This window comes from Deltaproteobacteria bacterium, assembly GCA_016709225.1.
Lineage (GTDB): Bacteria > Myxococcota_A > Polyangia > Nannocystales > Nannocystaceae > Xiheibacterium > Xiheibacterium phototrophicum.
On the sequence record JADJEE010000012.1, the window covers coordinates 1,612,410 to 1,635,740 of the forward strand.

Genomic DNA, 23,331 nt, shown 5'->3' on the forward strand with positions numbered 1-23,331 from the left:
CGCGCCTCGCTGCGTTGCCGCGCCTTGAAAATACGCCCGGTATTCCGGCGGCACGGCGCCTTGCGGAGTCGCGGCCATGACGGCGTTCTGACCCATCACTATCGCTGTGTCGAGGTACTAGCCCGAGATCAGCCGCTCGAGCTCGTCGTCGAGCATGCGCACGACCGGCAGGCTGCGGTACAGGCTGCCCATGTCGCGGCGCGGGCCATCGGCGTCGTGCGGCTCGTGGGGGATGTCGAGCCCGTGCGGCGGCGCCTTGACGAAGTTGGCCTCCATCGCGATGAGCAGGCGACCGGTGCAGGTGCACGGGTTCTGGTTGTCGACGTGGGTGCAGCGCGGCGTGAGGTAGTCTTCGACGCGCTTGCGTGCGCGGGTGAGGCGCACGCGGTAGGCGCTCTCCTTGATGTTGAGCAGGTCGGCGGCCTCGACCGGGCCGAAGCCCATGAGGTCGGTGAGCACGAACGAGACCCGCACGCCCGGCGGCAGGCACGACAGCGTCGCCGTCAGACAGGTGCGCTTGAGCTCCCACAGCATCGTGTGCAGGCGCGCCGGATCGCCGCCCAGCGGACCACCGGTGAGATCGATGGGCCGCGTGATGTCGCTGCGCAGGATCTCGTCGAGGCCTTCGAAGCTGTAGTCGGACTTGCGGCCGAGCGACTCCTCGAGCGATCGCGCGAGCAGCCCGAGCAGCGCGTCGCTGGGCTTGGGCGCCGACAGGAACTTCTCGTCGCCCTGGGCCCGCGCGTCGACCACGAGCTGACGCACCGCCGTCTGGGCCTCCTCACGGCTTCCGCACATGTGATACGCGAACGCGTACAAGCGGGGGAGTTCGCTGCGCAGAAGCTGCTGGAAGCTCGTTGAATCGGGCATCGGTACGCTCGGCCAACAGTGTCACTTCTTGGCGGTGTAGCCAAGCTTTCGTTCGAGGGCCGCCCAGAAGCGGGCCTGCATCGTGTCGTCGTCACGGAGGCCACCGAGTTGGTTGATCTCCTGCATCCCGGTTGGGCTGGTCACGTTGATTTCCGTGAGCAGGCCGCCAATGACATCGATTCCGACGAAGAACTGCCCTGCTTCGCGCAAGACCGGCCCCACGCGCGAGCAGATCGCGCGATCGGCCGCATCGAGCTCGGTGACGACCGGCCGACCGCCGGCGTGGAAGTTGTTGCGAAGCTCGCCGCTCGCAGGCACGCGCAGCACCGCGCCGATCGGCTCACCGTCGACCAAGAGGATGCGCTTGTCACCGACACTGGCGGCCGGGATGTACTGCTGGGCGATGGTCCAGCGGGTGCCGTCGGCGGTTGCGAGCTCGAACAGGCTGCCGAGGTTGGGATCGTCGGCGCGGGCCAGCAGCACCTCGCGGCCGCCGAAGCCGAACACCGGCTTCACGATCATCGCACCGCCGAGCAGCTCGAGCGTCCGTCGCAGCTCCGCGGGATCGCGGACCACGTGGGTCTTGGGCGTGAGATCGGCGAACGCCGCCGTCGACAGCTTCTCGTTGAAGTCGCGCAGGCCCGAGGGCGCGTTGAAGACCGCCGTACCCGCGCGATCGAGGATCCACGTCGCGGTCAGGTAGCCCTGATCGAACGGCGGGTCCTTGCGCATGAGCACCACGCCGAACTCCGCCATCGATCGCCACTGGACCTCGCCCCGCACGGTCCGCAACGGGGCCTCGGGCGCCATCGCCACCGCGGTCGCGCGCACGTGGGCCTGGGCCTCGCGCAGCACCAGATCCGAGAGCATCGCCACGTACGGGCGATGTCCGCGTCGGATCGCTTCGTCGATCATCACCAGGGTCGAGTCCGCACGGGGTGCGAACGACTCCGGCGGATCGCAGACGAACAGAACATCCATGGACGCTCGCTTTCGGCGCAGCATCCCATGCGGACCATGCTTGGGGAACCCGCCCGATCGACCCGCCCGCGGCGACGCGCGATCGGATGGTTTCTTGGATCGACGCGGACGGCCTCGGTAGGATACGGGCCTACAAGTGTCGGCGGCCGCGAAACGCACCGGGACCCGAGACCCACGCCCGCGCGGTCAGGCGCGCGTGGTCGCGACGCCGCGGCGATCGACCCGCACCGGCGCCGGTGCGATGCCGCCACCGGCGTGGGCGAAGGTCTCGCGCATTCGGCTGATCCGTCGCGAGGTCCGCGAGACGCTCTCGGCGGGCGCGCTCGATCTCCTGCTCGAGCACGCCGAGGTCGTGATCGAAGGAAGTCACGAGCTCGGTGAGTCGCGACCCGGTCCGCGACAGGTGTTCGCGACGGTGATGATCACGATCGATCTCCCGCGCTGCGCCAACCGATTCCGCGAGCCACCCGATGCCGCGACCGCCGAGCGCATCGCCGAGCTGCTGCGCGACGCCACCGTGCTACGCCCGCGACTGGTCGCGCTCGCACGCCCACGACTGGCCGAGCTCGCCGAGCTCGCGCCCGACGCGCTCGATCTCTCGCTGGAAATCCATGTCCGTGCCGACGGCGTGCGCGTGCTGATCGACGGCGATCTGGCGGGCTGGCCACGCGCGCACCGACGGGGTTAGCCTGGGGATCCTCCGAAGCATGAGCGTTGGCGCCTCCATCGATCTTCCCGACATCGAACCCAGCGAGCCCGGTGGCTACGGCGTTCGCGAGGTCGCACGACTCTTCGCCGTGCCCGAGCATCGCCTGCGTTACTGGTCGCAGACCGGCTTCATCGTGCCGTCGCTGCGCATCGAGGGCCGCTCGCTGTACAGCTTCCGCGATCTCATCGCGGTGAAGGTCGCCAAGGCGCTGGTCGACGAGGGCGCGAGTCTGCGTCGCATCCGTCGCTCGTTGTCGACGCTGCGCGCGAACCTGCCCGGCATCGACACCTCGCTGTCGCGTCTGCGCATCCGCTGCGATCAGGACCGCGTGTTGGTCGACGAGGGCGAGCACAGCTTCGAGGCCGAGAGCGGCCAGCTGGTGCTCGACTTCGCGGTGTCGAGCCTGCACGAGCAGGCCGCGCGCGTGCTGGCGATGCCCAGCAACCCGGAGCACGGCGAGCCGACCTCCGCCCACGACTGGTTCCTGCGCGGCTGCGAGCTCGAGCGCGAGCGCGATGGTGCGCCCGGCGATCTCGCGGGCCTGGCCGCGGCGCGCCACGCCTACGAGACCGCGATCGGCCTCGATCCGGCGCTGGCCGCCGCGTGGACCAACCTCGGCGGCCTGCTGGCCGAGCTCGGCGACACCGAGGCCGCGCGCGAGCACTTCGAGATCGCGCTGCAGCACGATCCCGATCAGGCCGAGGCGCAGTGCAACCTCGCGGAGCTGACGCTGCAGGCCGGTGATACCGAGGCCGCGATCTCGGCCTACCGTCAGGTCCTGCGCACGCAGCCCGACTGGGTCGAGGCCCACTATGGTCTGGCGCGCGCGCTGCTGCAGGTCGGCGGCAAGCTGCAGGCGCTGGCGCACCTCGAGCGCTACGTCGCGGCGGTGGCCGCGGTCGCGCCGGAGCTCCGCGACGACGCGCTCGAGGCCCGTCGCGAGTGCGCGGCCCAGGTCGCGCTCGAGCTGCGCGACGAACTGCAGCCGTGACCCGCGAAATCGCGACGCGCGCGCGCGAACAGGCGCTCGTGCGAACGCTCGAGCAGCTCGGCCCCACCCGCGTGGGCCAGCGCCTGGGCCTGGGCCGCATCGCGTCGCTGGCCGACTTCCGGGCCAGCGTGCCGATCTTCGACCGGGCCCGCCACGAGCGGGACATCGAGAATCCGCTCGGCTTCGGCGTGATCGACGACGCCGAGAGCGGCGCGATGTCGTTGGCCGGCGCCACGCTCGAGCGCGAGCAGGTGATCGCGGTGTGGCGCGAGCGACTGGGTGCGGCCCCGATCGCGCGGGTCGCCTCGCTGCACGCCCACGGCGCCGATCCGCTGGCCGAGCGAACCCTGCGCGACGATCTGCGGGGGTTGGGCGGCGAGCTGTTCCACCTCGACCGCCTCGACGACGCGCCGCGTGTGCTCGAGCGCCTGCGCGCGTTCGATCCCGACGTGCTGGTCGTGCCCAGCGCGCTGACGTGCGCATGGTTGCAACGGGTGCAGCGCATGCCGCTGCGCCGCATGTTTCCGGGCTTGCGTGGGGTGCTGTGCCAGCACGATCTCTCGCGCCCACCGCAGACCGGCGTGTCGGTCCACGCGATCGGATGGTTCTTCCGCGGCCTGCGATGTGCGGTGCCGAGCCTGCGCGCCCCGCAGGACTCGATCACGCTCGCGGTCGGCACCCAGCTGCTCGAGCTGCTGCCGTACTCGAACCCCGAGGACGACGGTCGTCGCATCTACGCCGAGCGAACGATCCTGCCCGAACAGGCGCTGCTCGGGCATCGCTACGAGGTCGTGGTGTCGTCGCCCCTGGGCATGCTGCGACTGCGCACCGAGCAGCACGTGCGCGTGGTCGGCTTCGATCCGCCGACCCACGCGGCGCCGCACCCCCGGGTTCGCGTGGTGCGACTATCGACGCCGCCACCCGATGTCGCCCTCGAGGGATGCACGGTCGCCGGCGCGTGGCTCACGGCGTCGGTGCGTCAGGCCCTGGCGCCCGAAGATCCCGCGCTCGTCAGCGCCGAGATCGGCCCCGATCCGCAGAGCCTCGCGTTCGTGCCGTCGCCGCCGTCGTCGTCGAGTCGGCTCGGCGATCCGTTTGGTGAGACCGAGCTGTCGCCGCGCTCGCTGCAGGGCAACGAGGGCACCCGCCGCCCCCGCGCACTGCTGTGTCGCATCGAGCTGCAGGGCTTCGTGCGGCCGGAGCTGGCGCGTCGGCTGTCGACCCGCATCGACGACAACCTCCGCCTGCGCTCACCGGCGTACGCGTGGTTGCGCGAGCGCTCCGAGCTCGACGCACCACGGGTGATCGTGCTCGCGGCCGGCACCGCAGCGTCGGAGACCGAACGCCGCGTCACCGAGCTCGCGACCGGCGTGTGGACCCCCGACGTGCGCGTGATCGCTTGAGCCCGCCGCGCGGCTCGCTCGAGCCTACTTGCAGTACTTCCGGCCCGGGTGTGCCGGCTTGGCCCAGGCCGCGCGTCGATCGAGGAACGCGACCACGTCGGCGTGCATGGGCCCGGCCTTCTCGCGCGCCTCCTCGACGCTGGTGAGCTTGGGCCGCTTGGTCTTGCGCTTGCCCGGCGCCACCACGGCGGCGCCCTGCGACTTCAGCAACGCGCGCTGCCAGGGGTAGATCGGCGCCACGTCGTTGCAGCCGCCAGCGATGTCCTGCGCGGTGCAGAACACACGGATGTGCATGTGATCGTCGTGGGGAACCGCGGCTGACAGGTGACGTCGGCGAAGCGCTGCACGATCTCGGCCGGCGCCTTTGCGCGCTTGGCCTCGGCCAGCAGCAGCGTGCGTAGGTGCTCGACGATGAAGATCTGCTGCACCTGCAGGGTCTCGTCGGCCAGCAACACCGCGACGAATGCCCAGGTGCGCGGCAGATCGATCGACAGCGGCACGTCGTCGTCGGCGATCGCGAGGTCTTTGTAGTCGGTGCCGTTGCCCTCGGGATCGAGTGGCACCGCCTTGCCCTCGGCGGGGGTGCCGTCTTCGTGCAGCAGATAGAACATCACGTCCGCGTCACGACCGGCGCGATGCGAGCCGTGGCCGACGATCTCGCCACCCTCGGGCATGCCGATGTCGCCGAAGGTCAGCGTCGAGCCGGGCAGCTGCTCGTGCACCGCGACTGCGGCACGCACGAGCGCGGCGACCAGCTCGACCGTGCCGTGGCGACGCTCGGGCTTCTTGCGCGGCGAGAAGCGGTAGCCGGGGCCCGAGAGCGGCAGCGGCACACCGCCCTCGAGTGCGCCCTCGTTGGGGCTGCCGATCGAGGTCGAGTGGGACGGATCGAGCGTGAGCGGATCGGGCCCGCCACCGGGGACCTCGGGGGGTGCCGGCACCGGCGCGGGCTCGGGTTGCGTCGCCGCGGCCACCGGAACCGGCGCCGGCTCGGCCTCGGGGGCCTTGGCGCCGGCCCGCGCGGGCTCGGGCCGGTCGCACGCGATCGCACCGGCGGCCAACAGGAGCATGCAAACTCGCCCATGCGCGTGCACGACGAAATCGTGCGCCGGCGGTGGGGGGTCACGCAAGGAATCGTCGCGCGTTCGGGTGCTTCGTCAGGGCGGCGTTCAGGTCGCGATCGGCAGCGCGAAGCGCATGCGCGGCGGCGCGGGGGTCGGCGCAGCGGTCGGCGCGACACCACTGGCCCGCTCGCGACGCACCGCCGCGAGGGCGCGTTCGACCATCGGCAACACGTCCTCCTGCGTGTAGCGCAGGAAGTGCTCGCCCTGGATCGCCTTCTCGAACGCCCACGCGACGTGGCCTGGCGAGCGGCGCAGCACCTTGGTCAGCAGCGCCCAGAAGATCCTGCGGCGCGGGCTCTTGACGCCGAGGTGCCACACCGAGCGCAGCAGGATGCGCTCCCAGCCCGCGCGCAGCCGCGGGCTGCTGGCCCGCACCGGCGTGCGCTCGAGGTACGCCATGCACCGTCGCAGATAGCCCTCGACCGAGTACAGCTCGCGCATGAGCGCCGCGTAGCCCGACAGCAGGGTTTCCTCGTCCATGGCGGTCACGAAGTTGGGCCGCCCGAATGCGTCGCCCATGAAGCCGGTGCGCAGGCGGCCTTCGGCGCCGAGCCGTCGCCACAGCGCGGTGCCGGGCAGCGCCGTGAGCATGCCGATCATCGCCAGGGGAATCGGCGCATCGGCGAGGAACTCGCGCTGGATCTCGAACGCACCGACGTCGTCGGTATCGAAGCCGACGATGAAGCCGCCCATCACCTCGAGGCCGGCACGCGTCAACATGTCGACCGCTTCGACCAGATCGAGCTTGAGGTTCTGTCGCTTCTTGGCCGCCGCCAACGACACGCCGGACGGCGTCTCGATGCCGAGGAACACCGACGAGAAGCCGGCGGTGACCATCTGCGCCACCACCTCGGTCTCCTTCGCGAGGTTGACGCTGGCCTCGGTGTAGAGCTCGTACGGCGTGCCACGTGCGCGCTGCCACGCGGTCAGCTCGGGCAGCAGCTTGCGGACCTCGCGGAGGTTGCCGATGAAGTTGTCGTCGACCACGAACACCGAGCCGCGCCAACCCAGCTCGTACAGGCGGTCGAGCTCGCCGAGCACCTGCGCGGGCGTCTTCATGCGTGGCAGCCGACCGAAGATCTCGATGATGTCGCAGAACTCGCAGGTGAAGGGGCAACCGCGCGAGTACTGCACCGACATGCTGGTGTACTCCTGCATGCGCAGCAGCTCGTAGCGCGGCACCGGCGAGCGCTTCACGTCGGGTCGCGCCGACTTGTCGAGATCGACGCGGCGCTGCTCGCCCGCAGGCGCGTGTGCGGCGGGTCGCTGCGCCTCGATCAGCGCCAGCAGCTCGGCCTCGCGGCCTTCGACCTCGCCGCCGAAGATCGCGTCGGCCTCGGGGAAGGTCTCGGGCGCGGTCGTCGGCCCAGGGCCACCAACGACGGCGCGCTTGCCCAGGGCGTGCGCGCGGCGGATCACCTCGCGCATCGAATCGCCCTGGATGTGCATGCCGCCGACCAGCACGACATCGGCCCACTGCAGGGCCTCGTCGTCGAGCGACTGCACGTTCATGTCGACCAGCCGGAGCCGCCACGCGCTGGGTAGCACCGCCGCCATGGTCACCAGCCCCAGCGGCGGTAGCGAGGCGCGCTTGCCCGCGATTCGCAGGCCGTATTCGATGCCCCAGTACGTCTTGGGGAACTGTGCATAGACGAGCAGCGCGCGCATCGGTCGACCGTAGCAAGCCGCGCCCGCGGCGACTGTCGCGGTTCGGTCGCCGCGGCTGATCGTCTGCACACCCACGGTGAAGGCGGGCGCCAGCGCCCGCGCCGGTCATCGCCCTCCGGCTTGTCACGGATTCGCGGGCCCCTGCGTTGGTGGGGCGCCGCGACGCTTCCACCCCCCGCGGCGAAAGGGTTCCGCCATGATCGCCTCCGCCCACTCCATGTCCGCCGAGTCCCACGCCACGGGTGCCACGCTCGTCGATACCCACGGCCGCACGTTGCCGCTGCGAGCGACGGCGCTGGAGGTCGATGCGGGCGCCGGCCTCGCCCACGTGGTGCTTCGCCAGGTATTCGCGAACATCCACGACGAACCGCTGCGCGTGACCTATCGCGTGCCGCTACCGCCCGATGCGGCGGTCTGTGGCTACCGCTTCCGTATCGGCGAGCGCGAGATCATCGGCACGGTCGAGCGCCGCGATCGTGCGCGCGAGCGCTTCGAGGAGGCGCTGGTTGCCGGCCACACCGCAGCCCTGCTGGAGCAGGAGCGCAGCAGCCTCTTCACGCAGGAGCTGGGCAACCTGCCGCCGGGTGCGACCGTGACGGTGGAGCTGCAGCTCGATCAGAAGCTGGCCTGGATCGCCGAGCGCGGCGGCGGCTGGGAGTTCCGCTTCCCGACCGTGGTCTCGCCGCGCTACCTCGGGGCGCCCGGTCGCGTCCACGATGCCGAGCGCGTGAGCACGCCGACGACCCTCGATGACATCCCGGTCGCGATGTCGCTGCAGCTGACGATCGCCGACGCGCTCGAGGGTGCGGCCCCCGAATCGCCCTCGCATCCGATCCATGCGAGCACCAGCGATGGCTGCCACGTCACGTTCGCCGACGGCGCCGCCGCGCTCGACCGCGATGTCGTCGTGCGGTGGCCCGTCACCTGTCCGACCGCGTGCGTGCGCATCGCGTGTGCCCGCCCGAAGCCGGAGCACAGGCTCGCGCACCAGTGCTTCGCGCGCCTGACGATCGTCCCGCCCGATCTCGCCCACCCTGCGGTCCCGGTGCCCCGCGACCTCATCGTGCTGCTCGACACCAGCGGCTCGATGTCCGGCGCGCCGCTGCAGCAGTCGCAGCGGCTGACCTGCGCGCTCATCGACACGCTCGGCGAGCACGATCGCCTCGAGCTACTCGAGTTCTCCAGCGCGGTCCGCAGCTACGCGGGCGCGCCGGTGTTCGCGAGCGCAGCGAACCGAGCCCTCGCCAAGGCGTGGGTCGGCGCGCTACGAGCCAGTGGCGGCACCGAGATGCGCTCGGGGATCTCGGCCGCGTTGTCGTCCCTGCGCGACGAGGCCCAGCGACAGATCGTGCTGGTCACCGACGGCCAGATCGGGTTCGAGCAGGAGATCGTCGCCGAGATCCTCACGCGCATGCCCTCGGCGTGCCGCGTGCACACCGTGGGCGTGGGCTCCGCGGTGAACCGCTCGCTCACCGAGGGGGCCGCCCAGGCCGGGCGTGGCGTCGAGATCGTGATCGGCGTCGACGAGGATCCCGAGCGTGCGATCACGCGGCTGCTCGCCCACACCACCGCGCCGCTCGTGGTCGACCTCGAGATCGACGGTGACGCGCTGATGGAGCCCGCGTCGCCGCGCCTGCCCGATCTACTGCGGGGGACGCCCGCGTCGATCTCGCTGCGCGTGAGGCCCGAGGGTGGCTCGTTGCGCGTGCGGGGCCGCACCGCCGGCGGCGCCTGGGCGCAGCACGTCGAGGTCCCGACACTGCGCTCGGGCGTAGGCAATGCGGCGATCATCACCCGCTTCGCGCGTGAGCGCGCCGAGTGGATCGAGCTCGGCATCGCGGCCGGAGCTCCGCGCAAGACCGAAGAACAGCGCCTCACCGCCCACGCGCTGGCGTTCGGCATCGCCACGCGCATGACCTCGTGGATCGCGATCGACGAGACGCCGGGCGTCGATCCGCGCCAACCGACGCGACACGAGACGATGCCGCACATGCTGCCGCACGGCGTGTCGGCCGAGGGCTTGGGTCTGCGCCCGAGCGCTGCCGGCCTCGGGCCCGCGCAGGGCTTCGCCGCCGCCTCCGCGGGCGGGGCCGGCGAGCAAACCAGGGTGACCAGCATCGTCGCGCGCGCGGTTCGGCGGCAAGCTCCGCCGGCTGCAGCGGCCCCACCGGCGCCCGCGCCCAGTGCTGCGCCACCCCGCGGCCAGGACGCTCGCAAGGGCAAGAAGATGGTCGAGCAGCGCGATGCGCTCGACGAGCGCGCCGCACCGATCGCGATCGGCGAGGACTCCGGAGGCCCGGCGCACGCATCCGAGTCCGACGCCGAGGGCATCGCGATCCGCGTGCTGCGGGCGCGCGCCTACTGGCTCGCCGACGGCGACCTCGCGCTCGAGCTCGAATCGCCGACCGAGGCACTCGCGTGGCAACCGCCCGCACACGTGACGCTGGTGTTCGCCGACGGTCAGCGGCTGCAGATGCGCGTCGACGCCTCGCGCAGCACCGCACCCGGCGTCCACGGCTCGGGGCTGCAGCTGCGCCTGGTGTGCGTGGCCGCGGCCGACGGCGGCGTCACCCCCTCACCCGCGCTGGGACGACTGACCCACGTCATCGTCGATCCGCAGCTCCACCTGGAGGTGTCGTGACGGTCGATCTCGACACGCTGCTCCCGGCCATCGTCGCCGGCGACGCGGACGCCTTCGGGCGCTTCGTCGCCGGCGCCGAGGCGCGCGTGCGCGACAGCCTGCTCTCGTTCGCCGCCGCGATCGACGTCGAGGCGGTGCTGCAGGAGGCACTCCTGCGGGTGTGGCAGGCCGCCGGCCGTGTGGTGCCCGACGGTCGACCGCAGTCGCTGCTGCGCTTCGCGATTCGCATCGCTCGCAACCTCGCGATCAGTGAGACCCGCCGTCGGCGACCGCAGCTGGCCGTGGGTGAGGACGGGCCCGAGCCATCGGTGGTGCCCGAGACACCCGACCCGCTGCTGCGCGAAGTCATCGCGAAGTGTCACGAGAAGCTGCCGGCTCAGCCGGCGCGAGCGCTGCAAGCCCGCCTCGACGGCCCGTGGCGCGCCGACCCAGAAATCGCCGAGTCGCTCGGCATGCGCACCAACACGTTCCTGCAGAACTTCACCCGCGCGCGCAAGCTGCTCGCGCAGTGTCTGGCCGACCACGGTGTCGACATCCAGGCGGAGCTGCGATGACCGACGACGAACGACGCAATCTCATCGAGCAGGTGGCGGGCGCCTGGCGGCCGCGCTCCGCCACCGGCGAGGTCCGCGATCACCCCGCGTGGCACGACCTCGACGACGACGATCGTCGCGCGGCCGCGGCCCTGGCGGCCGCGTGGCGCCGCCTCGAGGCCGCGCTGGACCCTGCGGGGCTCTCGAGCACCGCCAAGGCCGTGCTCGCGCGCATCCGCGGCGGTGGTTGAGATCGACGACGGTCGGACCGAGCGCCCCGCGTCTTCAGACGCAGATCGATCCCACTTCGGCGACGCAGGCCAGGCCGGGAGGGCAGCTCCCCCCGCCGCTGCAGTCGAGCCCGCACACACTGTGCTGCTGTCCGACCTGGTCCATGATGTCGAGACAGATCGGCGATGCGGTGCCCGCCGGTGGTTGGCCGCAATCCTGCGGCGCGTTGCCGCACGGGGTGACGCTGCAGTAGCCACCGAGGATCTGGCCTCCCGCCGTCAACACGACGCACACGCTCGATGCGCAGTCGCTGTCCGTCTGGCACGGCGACCACATGTCGACCGCCGGATCCGCCGGCCCGCCGCTGCTGCTGTCCCCCATCCCGGACGACGATCCGCCCCCCGACATCTCGGCACCCGTCGATGCGTCGCCGGAGCTTGCGCCGTCGGAGTCCGACCCCTCGCCGCCCGTCGAGGTGGTCTCGTCCCAGGCGCTCGCGCCCTCGGCACCGGCCTCCGTCTCGGCCGCAGTGCCCCCGCCCGCGCTCCCGACCGAGGCGCCGGAGGCAGAGGCACCACTGCCCGTCCCTGCGGCCGAACAGCCCAGTGACGTGGCGACGATCAACCAAAGCTCGCACCGACACGGAAACGGGAGCGAGCGGGAAGTTGCGGGATGTTGCGGTGCCACGTCCGAGTCGACACGGTCCCCCGGACCGATTTGCAAGACGGCGCGGAGAAATCTGCAAGCCCACCGAGCGGCTCACGTCGGCGAGTCGTCGACCAGGCGCTCCGAGGACAGCAGGCTGCGCAGGCTGCCGTCGAAACGACTTCGCACGAGGTCGACCAGCTCGTGGACCGCACGCGACTCGCCCAGCTCGGCCGCAACACGCCTCGCGAAGGCGGCAGCGAGCGCATCGCGGGCCGACGACAGCCAGCGCGAGGCGGTCGACACGTGCACCTGATAGGCCCGTGCGAGCGACTCGAGCGGCAACTCGTCGATGTGCCGCAGACGGAGCAGATTGCGCTCGCGCGGCGAGAGGTCGGCAAAGGCCCCCCGAAACGCGCGCGAGAACAGCTGCTGCGACTCGCGACGCATCTCGGCGAGTTCGGGCGTCGAGACCAGCAGCTGCTCGGTGAAGGCGTCGGGCTCGAGGCTCACCGGCACCTGGCCGCGACGCTCGTTCAGCGCCGTGCGTGTGGCGACGATGCGGATCCACCCGGCGAGCGAGCCACGACCGCGATACTGGGCGATGCGCGGCGGGGCCGAGGAGCTCGCGACCAGCAGACGTACGCGAACGCACTGGCGCAGCTCGTCGAAGTCGGCGGCGGGCAGCGAGAAGCGACGCAGCGCGCGATCGATCTCGGGCAGCAATGTGCGCTCGAAGGTGTCGACGGCGGCGGGATCATTGGCGGCCGCCGCAGCGGCGAGCCACAGATCGGCGGCCGGGAGCACCGCCAACCCTGCCGCATGCGAGCCGCTTGCGCCCTCGACGGCGAGCGCAAGCGCGAGGCCCCACGCATCCGCGGGCAGTCGCACCTCCGGATGTGTGGCGATGGCGTCCGCACACAGCCGCTCCACCACGGGCGCGAGATCGGCATCGGGCCCGAGCTCGGGGATCCGAGCCCGCATCGCGGCGATGACATCGAGGACGTCCAACAGCTTCTGCTACCATCGAAAATGCCGAGGTGTCCATGGTGGGTCATCCGTGCCCGAACGACAGCACGCTGCACGAGTTCGCAACCGGTTGTCTGCCGCAAGCAGACGTGGACGCGATCGACCGGCATCTCGACGCCTGCCCGGCGTGTCGTGCGATCGTCGGCGCCGCCGGCCTGCGAACCGGGGCCGCGGACCCCAACGCGACGCTCTCCGATCGGGGCATCGCTCGCCCGTGCGTCGGTGACGTCATCCACCGCCATCGCCTGAGCGGCCTGCTCGGCACCGGCGCGATGGGAGTGGTGTACCGCGCCACCGACCTCGCGCTCGGGCGCAGCGTCGCGATCAAGCTGCTGCATCACTCGTGCGTCGACCCCAGGCTCGAGCACCGACTCGCCCGCGAGGCGAGCACGCTCGCGCAGCTCTCCCACCCCAACGTCGTGCGCGTGTTCGACGTCGGTCGCTCGAACGGGCGGACGTTCATCGCGATGGAGTTGGTCGAGGGAGCGACGCTCCGCCAGTGGCTGCTCGAGCGGCCGCGGTCCGTCGCAGCGATCGTCGACGCGTTCATCGCTGCGGCCATGGGACTGTCGGCCGCGCACGCCGTCGGCGTGGTCCACCGCGACTTCAAGCCCGAGAACGTCCTCGTCGGCCAGGACGGCAGGGTGCGCGTGACGGACTTCGGGCTGGCGCTCGAGTCCGCAGCGGCGCAGATCGTGACGCAACCCGGCCGGGGCTCTGGTGCCTCGGGCCGGTCGATCGACGCGGAGCGCTCGAGCGGCACCTTCGCGACGGTCGGGACCCCCGCGTACATGGCACCGGAGCAGCACCTGGGCCACGACGTCTCACCGGCGTGCGATCAGTTCGCGCTGTGCGTGGCGCTGTACGAGGCGCTCTGGGGGGAGCGTCCTTTCCCTGGCCGCACCTACGAGGAGCTGCGAGCGGCCGTGCTGCGCGGCGCAATCGCCCCCGGGCGAAAGCCCAACCGCGACGTTCCACGCGGGCTGGAGCGGGCAATCCTGCGCGGTCTCTCGCGGGATCCCTCGCAGCGACATGCATCCATGGCGGAGCTGATCGCCGCGCTGCGTCGGCGGCCCCGAAGCTGGCGCGCGCTGGCGGCCGCCGCCGGTCTGGTGGCCGTCGCGGGCTCGAGCCTCGCGATGGCCGCTCGCACACCGGTCGGTTGCGAGGGGGTCGGCGCCGAGCTCGAGTCGGTGTGGTCCGAGCACTCGCGGGGTCGCGTCCAGCACGCGTTCGCGGCCACCGGCACGTCGTACGCCGAAGCAGCGACCACTCACACACTCGCCACGTTGGACGAACATGCCGCGCGGTGGCGGACGGTGCGTCGAGACGTCTGCGAGTCACGACGCTCGGGCGAGATCACCGAGGCGGGTCACTTGGCCGCCACCGCGTGCCTCGCCCAGCGTTCGAGGATGCTCACCGCAACGGTCGCTCTGCTCGCGCGGGCGGATGCCGCCGTCGTGGAGCGTGCGAGCTCGCTGGTGGGCGAGCTCGACGCACCAGAAGACTGTCGCGACGCCCAGCCGGGGCCGCGCCCTGAGTCCGACGACGATCCCGAGCAGGCTCGACTGCAGGCACTCATCGATGAGGCCACGGTGCTACGTCGCGCAGGACGCATCGACGAGGCCCACGCGCTGCACCAGCGCCACCGTGCGGAGTTCGAGGCCCTGCCGGCGAGCCCACTGCGTGCGAGGGCGCTGCTGTCGTTGGGGATGATCGAGCAGGAGCGGCGCTCGACCGACGCTGCGATCGCAGCGCTGCGCGACGCCCATCACCTCGCGCAGGAACACTCGATGGCAAAGGAGGCCAGCGTCGCGGCGCTACGCCTCGCCGGCGTGTACTGCAACCTCGTCGGAGACCGCGAGATCGCCCACGTGTGGCTGCGCAACGGGCAGCTGGCGAGTCGACCGGCGAATGATCCCGAGCTGACCTCGGCGGCGCTGCGAACGGCGGCGATGTTGCACCGCGCGGAGGGGCAGCACCCGCAGGCGCGCGTCGAGTACCAAGATGCACTCCGCATCCTCGTGCGCGAGGGCAAGACCGATCCGCTCATCACCGCGGGCGTGTGGCTGATGCTGAGCGGCGTCTCGCGGCACCTCCGGGAGTACAGCCGCGCAGAGCTCGAAGCTCGCCAGTCCCTCGTGATCGCACGAACCGAGCTCGGTGCGAATCACCCGTTCGTCGCGCGGGTCTATGGCGGGCTGGCCGACACCGCACTCGCACGCGGCGACCTGCGAGAAGGGCGAGCGTTCATCGACGCCGGAGTTGCGATCGAGCGGCTGCAGAGCACTCGACGTGGCCTCACCCTGCCCACGCTGCTGTACCAGCGGGGGCAGATCGAGGCGGAGGCTGGCGAGTACGTCCAGGCGATCGCGACGCTCGAGGAAGCCGCTTCGCTCTACGAAGAAGCCGGCGCCGAGCAGAGTGCTGCCGCGCCGTTGACGGTCATCGGCCTCACGCAGCTCGAGCTCGGCCTGCTCGACGCGGCACACGCGAACGTGTCGCGCGCGCTCGAGCTCGAGTATCGACGTGGTCAGCTGGGACGCACGGACGAGGCGCTTGCCCTGCACAATCTCGCGACCGTCGAGAGCGCCATGGGCCGCACCGAGGACGCGCGGGCCAGGTTCACCAAGGCGATCGAGCTGTGGGAGGCGACCCTCGGACCCGACGCGCGGACCCTCGGCCTTGCCCTCAGCGGGCTCGGGCAGCTCGAGCTGGCCGCCGGCAATGCCGTGGTCGCGCGAGCCCAGCTCGAGCGCGCTCTGCCGCTGTTCGGCACGCTGCACACCGAGCGCGACGATCTCGCCGAGACGGAATTCGCGTACGCGCGCGCGCTGTGGGCCGATCCGAGTGCCGACGCAACCGAGCGTCGTCGCGCGATCGAACTCGCGGGTGCGGCCGCGACGCGGTTCGCCGACGTCGGCCCCCTCCGAGACCACCGCCGCGACGCGGCTGCGCGCTGGGCCGAGGAGCATGCCGCGCGGCTCGGCGCCACCACACCGTGACTCGCACGCAGCGCCCTTCGCGGTGAGCACCGCGATCAGCCCGCCGGGACGAACTCGTCGCAGGTCTGATCGATGAGCGCCACCGCATCCTCGAAGAACGAGTTGAACGAAGGCGCGCACACGCTGCCACGCGTGTGATTGGGGAACATCTCGACGAACGAACGCAGCTTCACCGCGTCTTCCACCTGTGCCGAACACGAGGGTGCCGGCTGATCGACATCGTTGATGAGCCCGAGCATCACCACCGCACTCGCGTCGCCCTTCTTGGATGCGACGATGTTGGCATACCAACCCTCGGGCGTCCCCGTCGAGCCCTTGTCCTCTTCGTCCGTGATGATCGTGACGACGAGGATGGCGTCGTCGCGGACGAAGCCCTCGTTGCAGCTGCCCGGCGCACCAAGGTCCTCCGACAGCGCTCCGACCATCGCACTCATCGCCATCTCGTCGGATTCGCCGTCACTCCCGACCCTCGCGGCGCACTGGAACGCGCCCGAGAGATCAGGCTCGGAGCTGTCCATGTACCGCGCGCCCGTCGCGAAGTTGCAGCGGTGATTGGTCGCGTGGCTGCCGATCGGGTACGTCACGCCGGCCCCGAGCGTGGCGTCGCAGACCGACGGGGCCCCGGTGGCGCAGGGATAGTCCGGGATCGACGGGCAGAAGCCACCGAAGAACCCACACAGCAGGGAGCAGTCACCACCCCACGCGGCATCGGTGTCGGTGACCATGATGTGATGATCCTGCGCGTCGGTCAGCGTGCTCTGGATGGTCTGGATGAAGCCGGGGAAGCTCGCGATGAGGGCGTCTTGCTCCTCCGACATCGAGCTCGAGTTGTCGATGACGAACAGGAAGTCGACCTTCTTGCAGCCGGTGGCGCCGTCGCCGACCGACGCCTGTCCCCCGCCTTCGGCGGCGACATCGAACACCGAACCATCCCCGGTCGGGACCGCACCGTCGTCGTCGCTGGACTCGACGCCCTGCGTCACCGCGCCCAGCGTGATCGACAGCTGCCCACCGCCCTCGCCCCGGGCTTCGTCCGGCGGCTCGCCACAGGCACCCAGGGCCCCGGGAGCGAAGAGCACCAGCCAGCTGCGCACACCGTTGAATCGACTGCAGTGGAGTGTCGCCACGGGTGGTCGACACACCCGCGCTCGCGCGTTTGCACGGCGAGCGCGAGAAAGTGCGGTCCCCGGTCAGAAGCCGCAGCAGGCCATCGCGTAGGCGTCGAGGGCGTCGAATGTGTCGCAAACGTTGTCGGAGGGGCACTCGGCGGTGAAGATGTCGCCGTCGAAGCACGTGCACGTCGGCCCGTCGCAGATCACGCGATGGTCGTAGTCGGGCCCCGAGCAGCCCCACTCGCAGGTGCCAGTCTCGCCGCCGCCGACGTAGCAGCTCTCGTCGCCGCCGCCGCAGACCTCGTCGGCCTTCTGCTGCGCGATCTCGCAGTCAGGGTTGCCGTTCATCAAGCTCGCGCAGTCGAGGGTGCCGAAGCAGGTGAACGCGTCGCACTGCGCCACCTGGCACTCGGCGGTCGACTCGGCGAGCTCTGCGATACAACCGGTGACGCAGTCTTCGTACGGGCCGGCATCGATGCCACACGTGATGATCGCGGCACAGTAGGACTGACAGCCGGTGACCCAGTCGCCTGCACAGCCCGCGGGCACCCCGGTGGTGTCGAGCGTCGTCATCGCGGTCGTCATCGTCGTGCTCGCCGTGGTCGTGGCGGTGGTGCCCATCGAGCCGCCGGAGTCCGAGCTCCCGCTGCCGCCACCGGTCTCGTCGGAGGGCACCGACGGGGCACACGCAATCCCACCGAGCACGAGCACCACACACCACCGCAAGCACGAGCGATCCGCCATGATCCGGAAGTATGCGCCACCGCCGAGGGCCGGGCGAGAATCGGGGATGGTTCGCGTCCGCGCCGGCTGCTCCCCACGCCCGTCCTCTTGCGGGGTCGCGCAGAACAACCGCCGCGGCGGTCGCAGGCGCGCTCACGCGCAGGCGGGACAACCATCGGGTTCGCCACAGTCGCCAGGGCAGTCGTTCGAGGTGTTGGGGGGCGCGCACGCGGTCTCGTGCGGATCACACTGTCCGTTGCCGCACAACGTCGCACAGCCGAGGAAGTCGCCGGCGCGCTCGCTGTCGAGCACGCTACCGTCGAAGCTGAAGTCCAGCAGCTCCAGGTGGCCGAACAGGCACGGCACCTGCTCGCCGCCGGTGTCCGGGAACACCATCTCCGCCGCGCGCAGCGTGCACCCGACGCCCTCCTCGTGGTGGCAGACGATGCTCGCGAGCGGCACGCCCTCGCTCACGAGCTGATTGCCGTCGACGGCGAGTCCATCGAGCGGCGCCACAGTGTCGCCAGCGGCGTACATCACCTCGTGGGTGTCGCTGCGAACCCAGAGGAACTCGTCGGCAGGCTCGCCGTCGGCGATCGTCGTGGCCCCGGCGCAGCCTCCGTAGACGTCGATGAACGGCTGCATCGGCGCCTCATCGCTGCAGTCGCGCCAGCACGCAGCCCAGTCCTCGCCGGCGGTCGCGTCGCAGATGCCGTTGCCGCAGCAGATCCCACAGTCCGCCTCGCAGGAGCCGCAGCTCTCGTTGGCGGTGCACTGCCCGTCGCCGCAGACATCGGGGCAGACGTTGCAGTCGGACTCGCAGCTCGCGCAGCTCTCACCGAGATCACACGTGCCATCGCCACACGATGGCGCCGCGCTGGTGACGGTGGTCACCTCCGAGCCGCTGGGGTCGTCGCCGTCGTCGGCGACGCCGCTGCTGCCCGGGCTCGGATCGAGCGGGAACGTGGTCGACGTCGGTGAGTCGTCCTTGTCGACGCAGGCCAGTGGGATGAGGTGGGCGAGCGCGAGCATGGTCGCGCGAAGCGTGGGTGGAGCGAAGCGGGACATCGCGGGCCTTTCGGGGCGCGCGGTCCCCCGCGACCGCCCCCTCTGACCCGAGGTGACGCGACCCGGGATTTCGATCCCTTCGCCCGCGATCGGCCGCGGCCGACCTCAGGCCGGCGGGATGTCGACCTGGATCTCGGCGACGTTGTTGCTGTAGTCGCGCTCGTTGATGATCGGCGTGTCGGTCCCCACCGGTGGGTTGTTGAGCCGGATGCGTAGGGTGTAGGTCCCCGCCGGCACGTCGGTGATGTCGATCCACTGGCAATCGAGGTACGAACCGTAGATGTCGGCGAACCCGCGGCTAATGCCCTGGTTGCCGCAGTCGAAGTTGCCGCCTTGTTGCGGCCACGCCCACGACTCGAGATCGATCAGGCAAAACGCCTGCTTGTGTCCGGTCGCGACCAGGCCGGTGCCGTCGTCGAGCTCGTACGCCGCGTAGTTGTCGAAGTGGTAGTGCGCGTGGCAGCCGCTGTAGTGGAACAGGTCGGGGTGATTCGACGGCACACCCATGGCCATGTCGCGCGACCCGATGTTGGGCGTGCGGGTGTCGAAGCGCAGCAGTCGACGCAGGCCAGGGCCATTGACGCAGGCCTCCTGCACCGTGCAGCTGTTCTGGTTGACGAAGATCTCGTCGATCCAGGGGTTGAGCGCGTTCTCGTCGACGAAGATGTCGGGAGCATCGCAACCCATCGCGCCGTTGCCGGGGTCGTCGGGGCTCGCCGGCGGGTTGTCGAAGTCGATGCCGGCGACCGACGACGCGCAGCGGTAGATGCCAGCGTTCACTGCTCCCTGCGAGCAGCACAGGAGGTCGTCGGCGCACGCCGCAGCGCCCATCGCCGGGTCGCATACCGAGCCCTCGCCGCCGTTGCAGAGGTTGTCGCCCTGGTGGGCGATGACCGCGACCGAGTCGATCGCGCCCTCGGTGATGCCGCTGCCGAGGTCGGTGGCGGTCACGCGCAGGCGCGAGCCGGCGACCATCGGCAACCCGCACGCGGCGTACTCGATCGGCGTCCAGGTGTTGCTGTTCGCGATCGACTCGCTGCTCTCGAGCTGTTCGAGCGTGTGATGGCGATAGCCGTCGGGCTCGGCGTCATCGGGTGTCAGCAGCTCGACCTTGAGCAGCGTGCCGGTCTCGGTGCCCGACTTGTAGAAGAAGCGCGACAACTGCACCGTCGCCGACTCGGCGCCGGTGAGGTCGAAGGCCGGCGAGGTCAGGGTCGTGCTGCCTCCCGACACGTCGGCTTGATCGACAATCGCATCGGGGTTCTGGCCCGTGAAGTAGCAGCTGTTGCCGCCGGCACACATCTCCGGCTGCGCCACGTCGGCAAAGCGCATGGTGCCGACCGGCTCGCCGCGCATCCACGCGCCGCTGGTGGCGGTGCCCTCGACATCCCAGCCGAGATCGTCGTCGAACGGATCCTCGAACACCGTGTGCGTGTGACCGTCGCCCGCGGTGGTGAAGGTCCAGGTCGCGCTCTTGTCCGAGTGGCTGGTGTCGGGGAAGTCGGGGTGGATCGCCTGCACCTGCCACGCGTACGTCTGCTCGTAGTTGAGCGTGAGCGGGCCGATGCACGGACCCTCGTACCCCGGCTGATCACCGAGGCGACCCTGCGTGAGCTCGATGTCGTCGACGAAGACGCGGTAGCGCACCGGGTCGCCGTCGGGATCTTCGACCAGCTCCCAGCACAGCTCGGTCTCGATCGCGACCTCGGTCGCGCCGTCGGCGGGCGACACCAGGTTCGGCGTCGGCGGAGGCGCGCCCGGATCTCCGGTTGTGGTGCCGGTGTCGACGCCACTGGTGCTGGTGGTCGGATCGACCGTCGTCGACGCCGTGGTCGTCGAGGGATCGCTGGTGCTGCCACCACCGGTGCTGTCGCCGGCGACACCGCCACCGCCATCGCTACACGCGAGCAGTGGGAGGCAGGCGACCAGCGGGGCGAGGACGGCAATGCGCATGACGCTGGATGGTACGCCGCGGCGCCACCTTCGGTCAGCCCGCCGTGCTCACGAAACCTCGATCTCGAGGCCAGAATCTCGCAATCGCGCCAGCAGCGGCTCGTGCAGCGCGCTCGCGGGTGTGAGCACGCCCCCCCGATGCGGCAGTCGATCGCGCGCCTCGACGAGCACGCGCGCCGACTCGACCAACATCACGGCCGTGAGGCCGTAGCCGGGATCGCGACCGCTCACGGTCGTGCGCACGGTCCGCCCCGAGGCGCCGCGACCGACGAAGGTCGCGGTGAACTTGCTCTTCGCGCGCTCCGACTCGCTGGGCCCGTCGCCGCTGGGGATCTTCGACAGCAACCACCGCCGTGTGGGCCCCAGCTGCGACAACAACGCGATGCCGGCGACACCACCGAGCAACGAGGCCGTGCGCGCGAGCGTCTTGGTCTGCAGCCAGTGGCGATACTGCACGTCGGGCCCGACGTCGGCGCAGAACCGGAGGCTCCGCTTCACCACCAGCGGATCGACCGACGGGAACGGCACCACCCACTGCTCCACCGCGGGCTCGAAGTGCGGCCGCATCGGCTTGCGTGGGCCGGCGCCGGTGCGTTCGCCCTTGGGCGCAGCGGGCTTGGCGTGGCGCAGCTGCGACAGCGCGTGGATCAGCGAGGCCCACGTGCCACCCGAAGGCGCGCCAGTGATGCGCACGTAGCCGTCGATCTCCGCCGAGCGCTCGTCGGCCAGCGCTCGTGCGGTGACCCAGGCGCCCAGATCGTGCGGGATGCTGTCGAAGCCGCAGCACGACACCACCAGCACCCCCGCCGCGACCGCGCGCTCGTGGTGCTTCGCGATGTTGCGCTGCCAGAAGGCGGGCTCGCCGGTGATGTCGACGTAGTCGCAGCCGTGCTCGACGCACGCGGCCACCAGCCCATCGCCGTAGCGATCGTAGGGCCCCACGGTGGTCGCGACCACCCGGCTGCGCGTGGTCAGCTCGCGCAGCGAGTCGGCGTCGTCGCTGCGTGCCGTCAACAACGGCAGCTCGGCGGGTGCCCCGTGGCCGGCGACCAGCTCGTCGCGCAGCTCCGCGAGCTTGCCGGCATCACGGCCGGCCAGGCCCCAGCGCAGCTTCGCGCCGCGGCGCGCCAGCTCGATCGCCGCCAATCGACCGGTGAAACCGGTTGCTCCGAACAACACCACGTCGAGCTCTCGCATCGTGACGCGGAGGCTACCACTTCGGTCGGCTTGCGAGCCCGCAGGCGGCGCGCGACCATCCGCGGCGATGGCCGAGCCGATCCGTCGCAACCCCGCCGACGCGGTGCGCCTGGGCACGCGCGCGCGCCCGCCGTCGGATCTCTACTACGACCTCATGCGGCGCCCGTGGCGATGGCTGATCGCATTTCTCGCCGCGGTGTTCGTGCTCGCGAACCTCTCGTTCGCGCTGCTCTACTCGCTGCAGCCCGACGGCTTCCACGGCAGCGATCACATCGGCTTCCGCGAGGGCTTCGACTTCAGCGTGCAGACCTTCGCGACCATCGGCTACGGCGCGCTCTCGCCCAAGACCCTCTACACCAACCTGCTCGTCACCACCGAGGCGCTCGCCGGCATCATCTACAGCGCCATCGCCACCGGCCTGGTGTTCTCGAAGTTCTCGCGCCCGAGCGCCCGCGTGCTCTTCAGCGAGCCGATGGTCGTGACCCGCCGCAACGGCCGCCCCTACCTGCAGTTCCGCCTCGCCAACGCCCGCGGCAACGAGCTCGTCGAGGCCTCGCTACGGGTCACCATGCTCAAGACCGAGACCACCACCGAGGGCCACGCCATGCGTCGGCTCTACGAGATGAAGCTCGATCGCGCCATGACGCCGCTGTTCACCCTCAGCTGGCTCGTCATGCACGAGATCGACGAGCACAGCCCCATGTTCGGCGAAGACGCCGCCTCGCTCCAAGCCGACGAGGCGCTCTTCATCGTGACCCTCACCGGGATCGACAGCACCTTTGCCCAGACGGTCCACGCCCGCCGCTTCTACGAGTTCCACGACATCCGCTGGGACCACCACTTCGTCGACATCATCACGCCGCATCCCTCGGGACAGCTGCAGATGGACCTCGGCAAGTTCCACCACATCGTGCCGGATGCGAGTGAAGCCTCGGTGAACGCGGACGAGTGAGCGCCTCGCGGAGGGCGCGGCCTCAACTCGCAGCGTTCGCGGCGGCCGGCGCGGACTCGGCTTGCACGGGTTGCACCTCGTCGCCGAAGCGAGTCCGGTTGGGCACACTACCGGCCGGCGGCACGTGGGCGCCGGCGACGACGATCGCCGCAGCACCGACATACGCGGCGGTGCCGACGGTGGCGCCATCGCCGATGCGAGCGGCGTGGTTGATGCCGGCACACGGCTGCAGCAACGGCTCGCTCGGCGTGCAGCTCACCACGCAAGACTGCGCGCAGCTGTCGTTCCTGTTCCAGGGCGGACCGAGCCCGCTGCCGCTGACGATCAGCGGCGACTGTCCGTGCGAGGTGGTCAACCCCTCGGGCACGCCGCCGGTCACCTACTCGGCGCGTTTCAAGCCACCCGCGCGCGGCAGCTGCACGTACGACTGGATCCTGCAGAACAGCCAGCCGACCTGCAAGATCAAGATCATCGTCTCGAAGTCGTAGCAGCGCGC

The 23,331-nt window shown here is 70.8% G+C and carries 22 protein-coding genes; 9 read left to right on the forward strand and 13 right to left on the reverse strand.

Features of this window, described 5'->3' with window-relative positions; genetic code table 11:
• Nucleotides 1-117: 117 nt before the first annotated feature.
• Together IPH07_31605 and gshB are read right to left on the reverse strand one after the other, a co-directional pair.
• A complete protein-coding gene (locus tag IPH07_31605; GenBank protein ID MBK6921986.1) occupies nucleotides 118-870 on the reverse strand; it encodes a hypothetical protein in 753 nt (250 codons plus the stop codon).
• A 21-nt stretch (nucleotides 871-891) separates the two neighbouring features.
• A complete protein-coding gene (gene gshB / locus IPH07_31610; protein ID MBK6921987.1) occupies nucleotides 892-1,851 on the reverse strand; it encodes a glutathione synthase in 960 nt (319 codons plus the stop codon).
• A gap of 196 nt (nucleotides 1,852-2,047) precedes the next feature.
• On the opposite strand from gshB, the gene IPH07_31615 reads away from it, so the two are divergent.
• The 3 genes from IPH07_31615 to IPH07_31625 are packed head-to-tail and all read left to right on the forward strand — an operon-like array spanning nucleotide 2,048 to nucleotide 4,954.
• Entirely contained in the window at nucleotides 2,048-2,539 is a 492-nt protein-coding gene (locus tag IPH07_31615) for a hypothetical protein (GenBank protein MBK6921988.1), read from the forward strand.
• 19 nt (nucleotides 2,540-2,558) lie between these two features.
• Nucleotides 2,559-3,551, forward strand: a complete 993-nt coding sequence (locus IPH07_31620) for a tetratricopeptide repeat protein (protein ID MBK6921989.1) — start codon at nucleotides 2,559-2,561, stop codon at nucleotides 3,549-3,551.
• Nucleotides 3,548-4,954 (forward strand): hypothetical protein, encoded by a 1,407-nt coding sequence (locus IPH07_31625; protein ID MBK6921990.1) that lies wholly within the window; start codon nucleotides 3,548-3,550, stop codon nucleotides 4,952-4,954. The genes IPH07_31620 and IPH07_31625 overlap by 4 nt, the downstream gene beginning before the upstream one ends.
• A gap of 24 nt (nucleotides 4,955-4,978) precedes the next feature.
• Here IPH07_31625 and IPH07_31630 read toward each other — a convergent pair whose 3' ends face one another.
• From IPH07_31630 to IPH07_31640, 3 genes are all read right to left on the reverse strand, one after another.
• Nucleotides 4,979-5,194 (reverse strand): hypothetical protein, encoded by a 216-nt coding sequence (locus IPH07_31630; GenBank protein MBK6921991.1) that lies wholly within the window; start codon nucleotides 5,192-5,194, stop codon nucleotides 4,979-4,981.
• Entirely contained in the window at nucleotides 5,158-6,024 is an 867-nt protein-coding gene (locus tag IPH07_31635; protein MBK6921992.1) for a penicillin-insensitive murein endopeptidase, read from the reverse strand. The genes IPH07_31630 and IPH07_31635 overlap by 37 nt, the downstream gene beginning before the upstream one ends.
• A gap of 99 nt (nucleotides 6,025-6,123) precedes the next feature.
• A complete protein-coding gene (locus IPH07_31640; protein MBK6921993.1) occupies nucleotides 6,124-7,746 on the reverse strand; it encodes a B12-binding domain-containing radical SAM protein in 1,623 nt (540 codons plus the stop codon).
• Between the two features lie 196 nt (nucleotides 7,747-7,942).
• Between IPH07_31640 and IPH07_31645 the strand changes: the two genes are divergently transcribed.
• The 3 genes from IPH07_31645 to IPH07_31655 are packed head-to-tail and all read left to right on the forward strand — an operon-like array spanning nucleotide 7,943 to nucleotide 11,171.
• The gene (locus IPH07_31645) at nucleotides 7,943-10,387 is read left to right on the forward strand and encodes a VWA domain-containing protein (GenBank protein ID MBK6921994.1); all 2,445 of its coding nucleotides are present in this window, start codon (nucleotides 7,943-7,945) and stop codon (nucleotides 10,385-10,387) included.
• Nucleotides 10,384-10,941, forward strand: a complete 558-nt coding sequence (locus tag IPH07_31650) for a sigma-70 family RNA polymerase sigma factor (GenBank protein ID MBK6921995.1) — start codon at nucleotides 10,384-10,386, stop codon at nucleotides 10,939-10,941. Before IPH07_31645 ends, IPH07_31650 begins: the two co-directional genes overlap by 4 nt.
• Nucleotides 10,938-11,171 (forward strand): hypothetical protein, encoded by a 234-nt coding sequence (locus IPH07_31655; protein ID MBK6921996.1) that lies wholly within the window; start codon nucleotides 10,938-10,940, stop codon nucleotides 11,169-11,171. The genes IPH07_31650 and IPH07_31655 overlap by 4 nt, the downstream gene beginning before the upstream one ends.
• A gap of 34 nt (nucleotides 11,172-11,205) precedes the next feature.
• Here IPH07_31655 and IPH07_31660 read toward each other — a convergent pair whose 3' ends face one another.
• Together IPH07_31660 and IPH07_31665 are read right to left on the reverse strand one after the other, a co-directional pair.
• Nucleotides 11,206-11,532, reverse strand: coding sequence for a hypothetical protein (locus IPH07_31660; protein ID MBK6921997.1), 327 nt, complete (start codon nucleotides 11,530-11,532; stop codon nucleotides 11,206-11,208).
• A gap of 378 nt (nucleotides 11,533-11,910) precedes the next feature.
• Complete coding sequence (locus IPH07_31665) at nucleotides 11,911-12,807, reverse strand: sigma-70 family RNA polymerase sigma factor (protein MBK6921998.1); 897 nt, start codon at nucleotides 12,805-12,807, stop codon at nucleotides 11,911-11,913.
• Between the two features lie 107 nt (nucleotides 12,808-12,914).
• On the opposite strand from IPH07_31665, the gene IPH07_31670 reads away from it, so the two are divergent.
• Nucleotides 12,915-15,830 (forward strand): serine/threonine protein kinase, encoded by a 2,916-nt coding sequence (locus tag IPH07_31670; GenBank protein MBK6921999.1) that lies wholly within the window; start codon nucleotides 12,915-12,917, stop codon nucleotides 15,828-15,830.
• A gap of 35 nt (nucleotides 15,831-15,865) precedes the next feature.
• Here IPH07_31670 and IPH07_31675 read toward each other — a convergent pair whose 3' ends face one another.
• The 5 genes from IPH07_31675 to IPH07_31695 all read right to left on the reverse strand — a co-directional run bounded on the left by IPH07_31675 (nucleotide 15,866) and on the right by IPH07_31695 (nucleotide 21,883).
• Nucleotides 15,866-16,957, reverse strand: a complete 1,092-nt coding sequence (locus IPH07_31675) for a hypothetical protein (GenBank protein MBK6922000.1) — start codon at nucleotides 16,955-16,957, stop codon at nucleotides 15,866-15,868.
• 63 nt (nucleotides 16,958-17,020) lie between these two features.
• Nucleotides 17,021-17,686 carry a hypothetical protein gene (locus IPH07_31680; GenBank protein MBK6922001.1) on the reverse strand — a complete coding sequence of 222 codons (666 nt, stop codon included), beginning with the start codon at nucleotides 17,684-17,686 and terminating at the stop codon, nucleotides 17,021-17,023.
• Nucleotides 17,687-17,818: 132 nt separating this feature from the next.
• Nucleotides 17,819-18,733 carry a hypothetical protein gene (locus IPH07_31685; protein MBK6922002.1) on the reverse strand — a complete coding sequence of 305 codons (915 nt, stop codon included), beginning with the start codon at nucleotides 18,731-18,733 and terminating at the stop codon, nucleotides 17,819-17,821.
• A 105-nt stretch (nucleotides 18,734-18,838) separates the two neighbouring features.
• Complete coding sequence (locus IPH07_31690; protein MBK6922003.1) at nucleotides 18,839-20,686, reverse strand: hypothetical protein; 1,848 nt, start codon at nucleotides 20,684-20,686, stop codon at nucleotides 18,839-18,841.
• Nucleotides 20,687-20,734: 48 nt separating this feature from the next.
• On the reverse strand, nucleotides 20,735-21,883 hold the full coding sequence (locus tag IPH07_31695) for a saccharopine dehydrogenase NADP-binding domain-containing protein (protein ID MBK6922004.1): 1,149 nt from the start codon (nucleotides 21,881-21,883) through the stop codon (nucleotides 20,735-20,737).
• Between the two features lie 67 nt (nucleotides 21,884-21,950).
• On the opposite strand from IPH07_31695, the gene IPH07_31700 reads away from it, so the two are divergent.
• The gene (locus IPH07_31700; GenBank protein MBK6922005.1) at nucleotides 21,951-22,835 is read left to right on the forward strand and encodes an ATP-sensitive inward rectifier potassium channel 10; all 885 of its coding nucleotides are present in this window, start codon (nucleotides 21,951-21,953) and stop codon (nucleotides 22,833-22,835) included.
• Between the two features lie 22 nt (nucleotides 22,836-22,857).
• On the opposite strand, the gene IPH07_31705 is transcribed toward IPH07_31700, so the two are convergent.
• A complete protein-coding gene (locus tag IPH07_31705) occupies nucleotides 22,858-23,094 on the reverse strand; it encodes a hypothetical protein (GenBank protein MBK6922006.1) in 237 nt (78 codons plus the stop codon).
• Here IPH07_31705 and IPH07_31710 point away from each other — a divergent pair.
• Nucleotides 23,084-23,323 (forward strand): hypothetical protein, encoded by a 240-nt coding sequence (locus IPH07_31710; GenBank protein ID MBK6922007.1) that lies wholly within the window; start codon nucleotides 23,084-23,086, stop codon nucleotides 23,321-23,323. The genes IPH07_31705 and IPH07_31710 overlap by 11 nt on opposite strands.
• The last annotated feature ends 8 nt before the right edge of the window (nucleotides 23,324-23,331 follow it).

Excerpts from the sequence above, each read along its gene's own strand:
- IPH07_31695 (MBK6922004.1), bottom strand. The coding sequence starts at position 21,883 with ATGCGAGAGCTCGACGTGGTGTTGTTCGGAGCAACCGGTTTCACCGGT.
- IPH07_31620 (MBK6921989.1), top strand. The coding sequence starts at position 2,559 with ATGAGCGTTGGCGCCTCCATCGATCTTCCCGACATCGAACCCAGCGAG.
- IPH07_31690 (MBK6922003.1), bottom strand. The coding sequence starts at position 20,686 with ATGCGCATTGCCGTCCTCGCCCCGCTGGTCGCCTGCCTCCCACTGCTC.
- gshB (MBK6921987.1), bottom strand. The coding sequence starts at position 1,851 with ATGGATGTTCTGTTCGTCTGCGATCCGCCGGAGTCGTTCGCACCCCGT.
- IPH07_31685 (MBK6922002.1), bottom strand. The coding sequence starts at position 18,733 with ATGTCCCGCTTCGCTCCACCCACGCTTCGCGCGACCATGCTCGCGCTC.
- IPH07_31645 (MBK6921994.1), top strand. The coding sequence starts at position 7,943 with ATGATCGCCTCCGCCCACTCCATGTCCGCCGAGTCCCACGCCACGGGT.
- IPH07_31680 (MBK6922001.1), bottom strand. The coding sequence starts at position 17,686 with ATGGCGGATCGCTCGTGCTTGCGGTGGTGTGTGGTGCTCGTGCTCGGT.
- IPH07_31635 (MBK6921992.1), bottom strand. The coding sequence starts at position 6,024 with ATGCTCCTGTTGGCCGCCGGTGCGATCGCGTGCGACCGGCCCGAGCCC.
- IPH07_31655 (MBK6921996.1), top strand. The coding sequence starts at position 10,938 with ATGACCGACGACGAACGACGCAATCTCATCGAGCAGGTGGCGGGCGCC.
- IPH07_31640 (MBK6921993.1), bottom strand. The coding sequence starts at position 7,746 with ATGCGCGCGCTGCTCGTCTATGCACAGTTCCCCAAGACGTACTGGGGC.
- IPH07_31660 (MBK6921997.1), bottom strand. The coding sequence starts at position 11,532 with ATGGGGGACAGCAGCAGCGGCGGGCCGGCGGATCCGGCGGTCGACATG.
- IPH07_31700 (MBK6922005.1), top strand. The coding sequence starts at position 21,951 with ATGGCCGAGCCGATCCGTCGCAACCCCGCCGACGCGGTGCGCCTGGGC.
- IPH07_31605 (MBK6921986.1), bottom strand. The coding sequence starts at position 870 with ATGCCCGATTCAACGAGCTTCCAGCAGCTTCTGCGCAGCGAACTCCCC.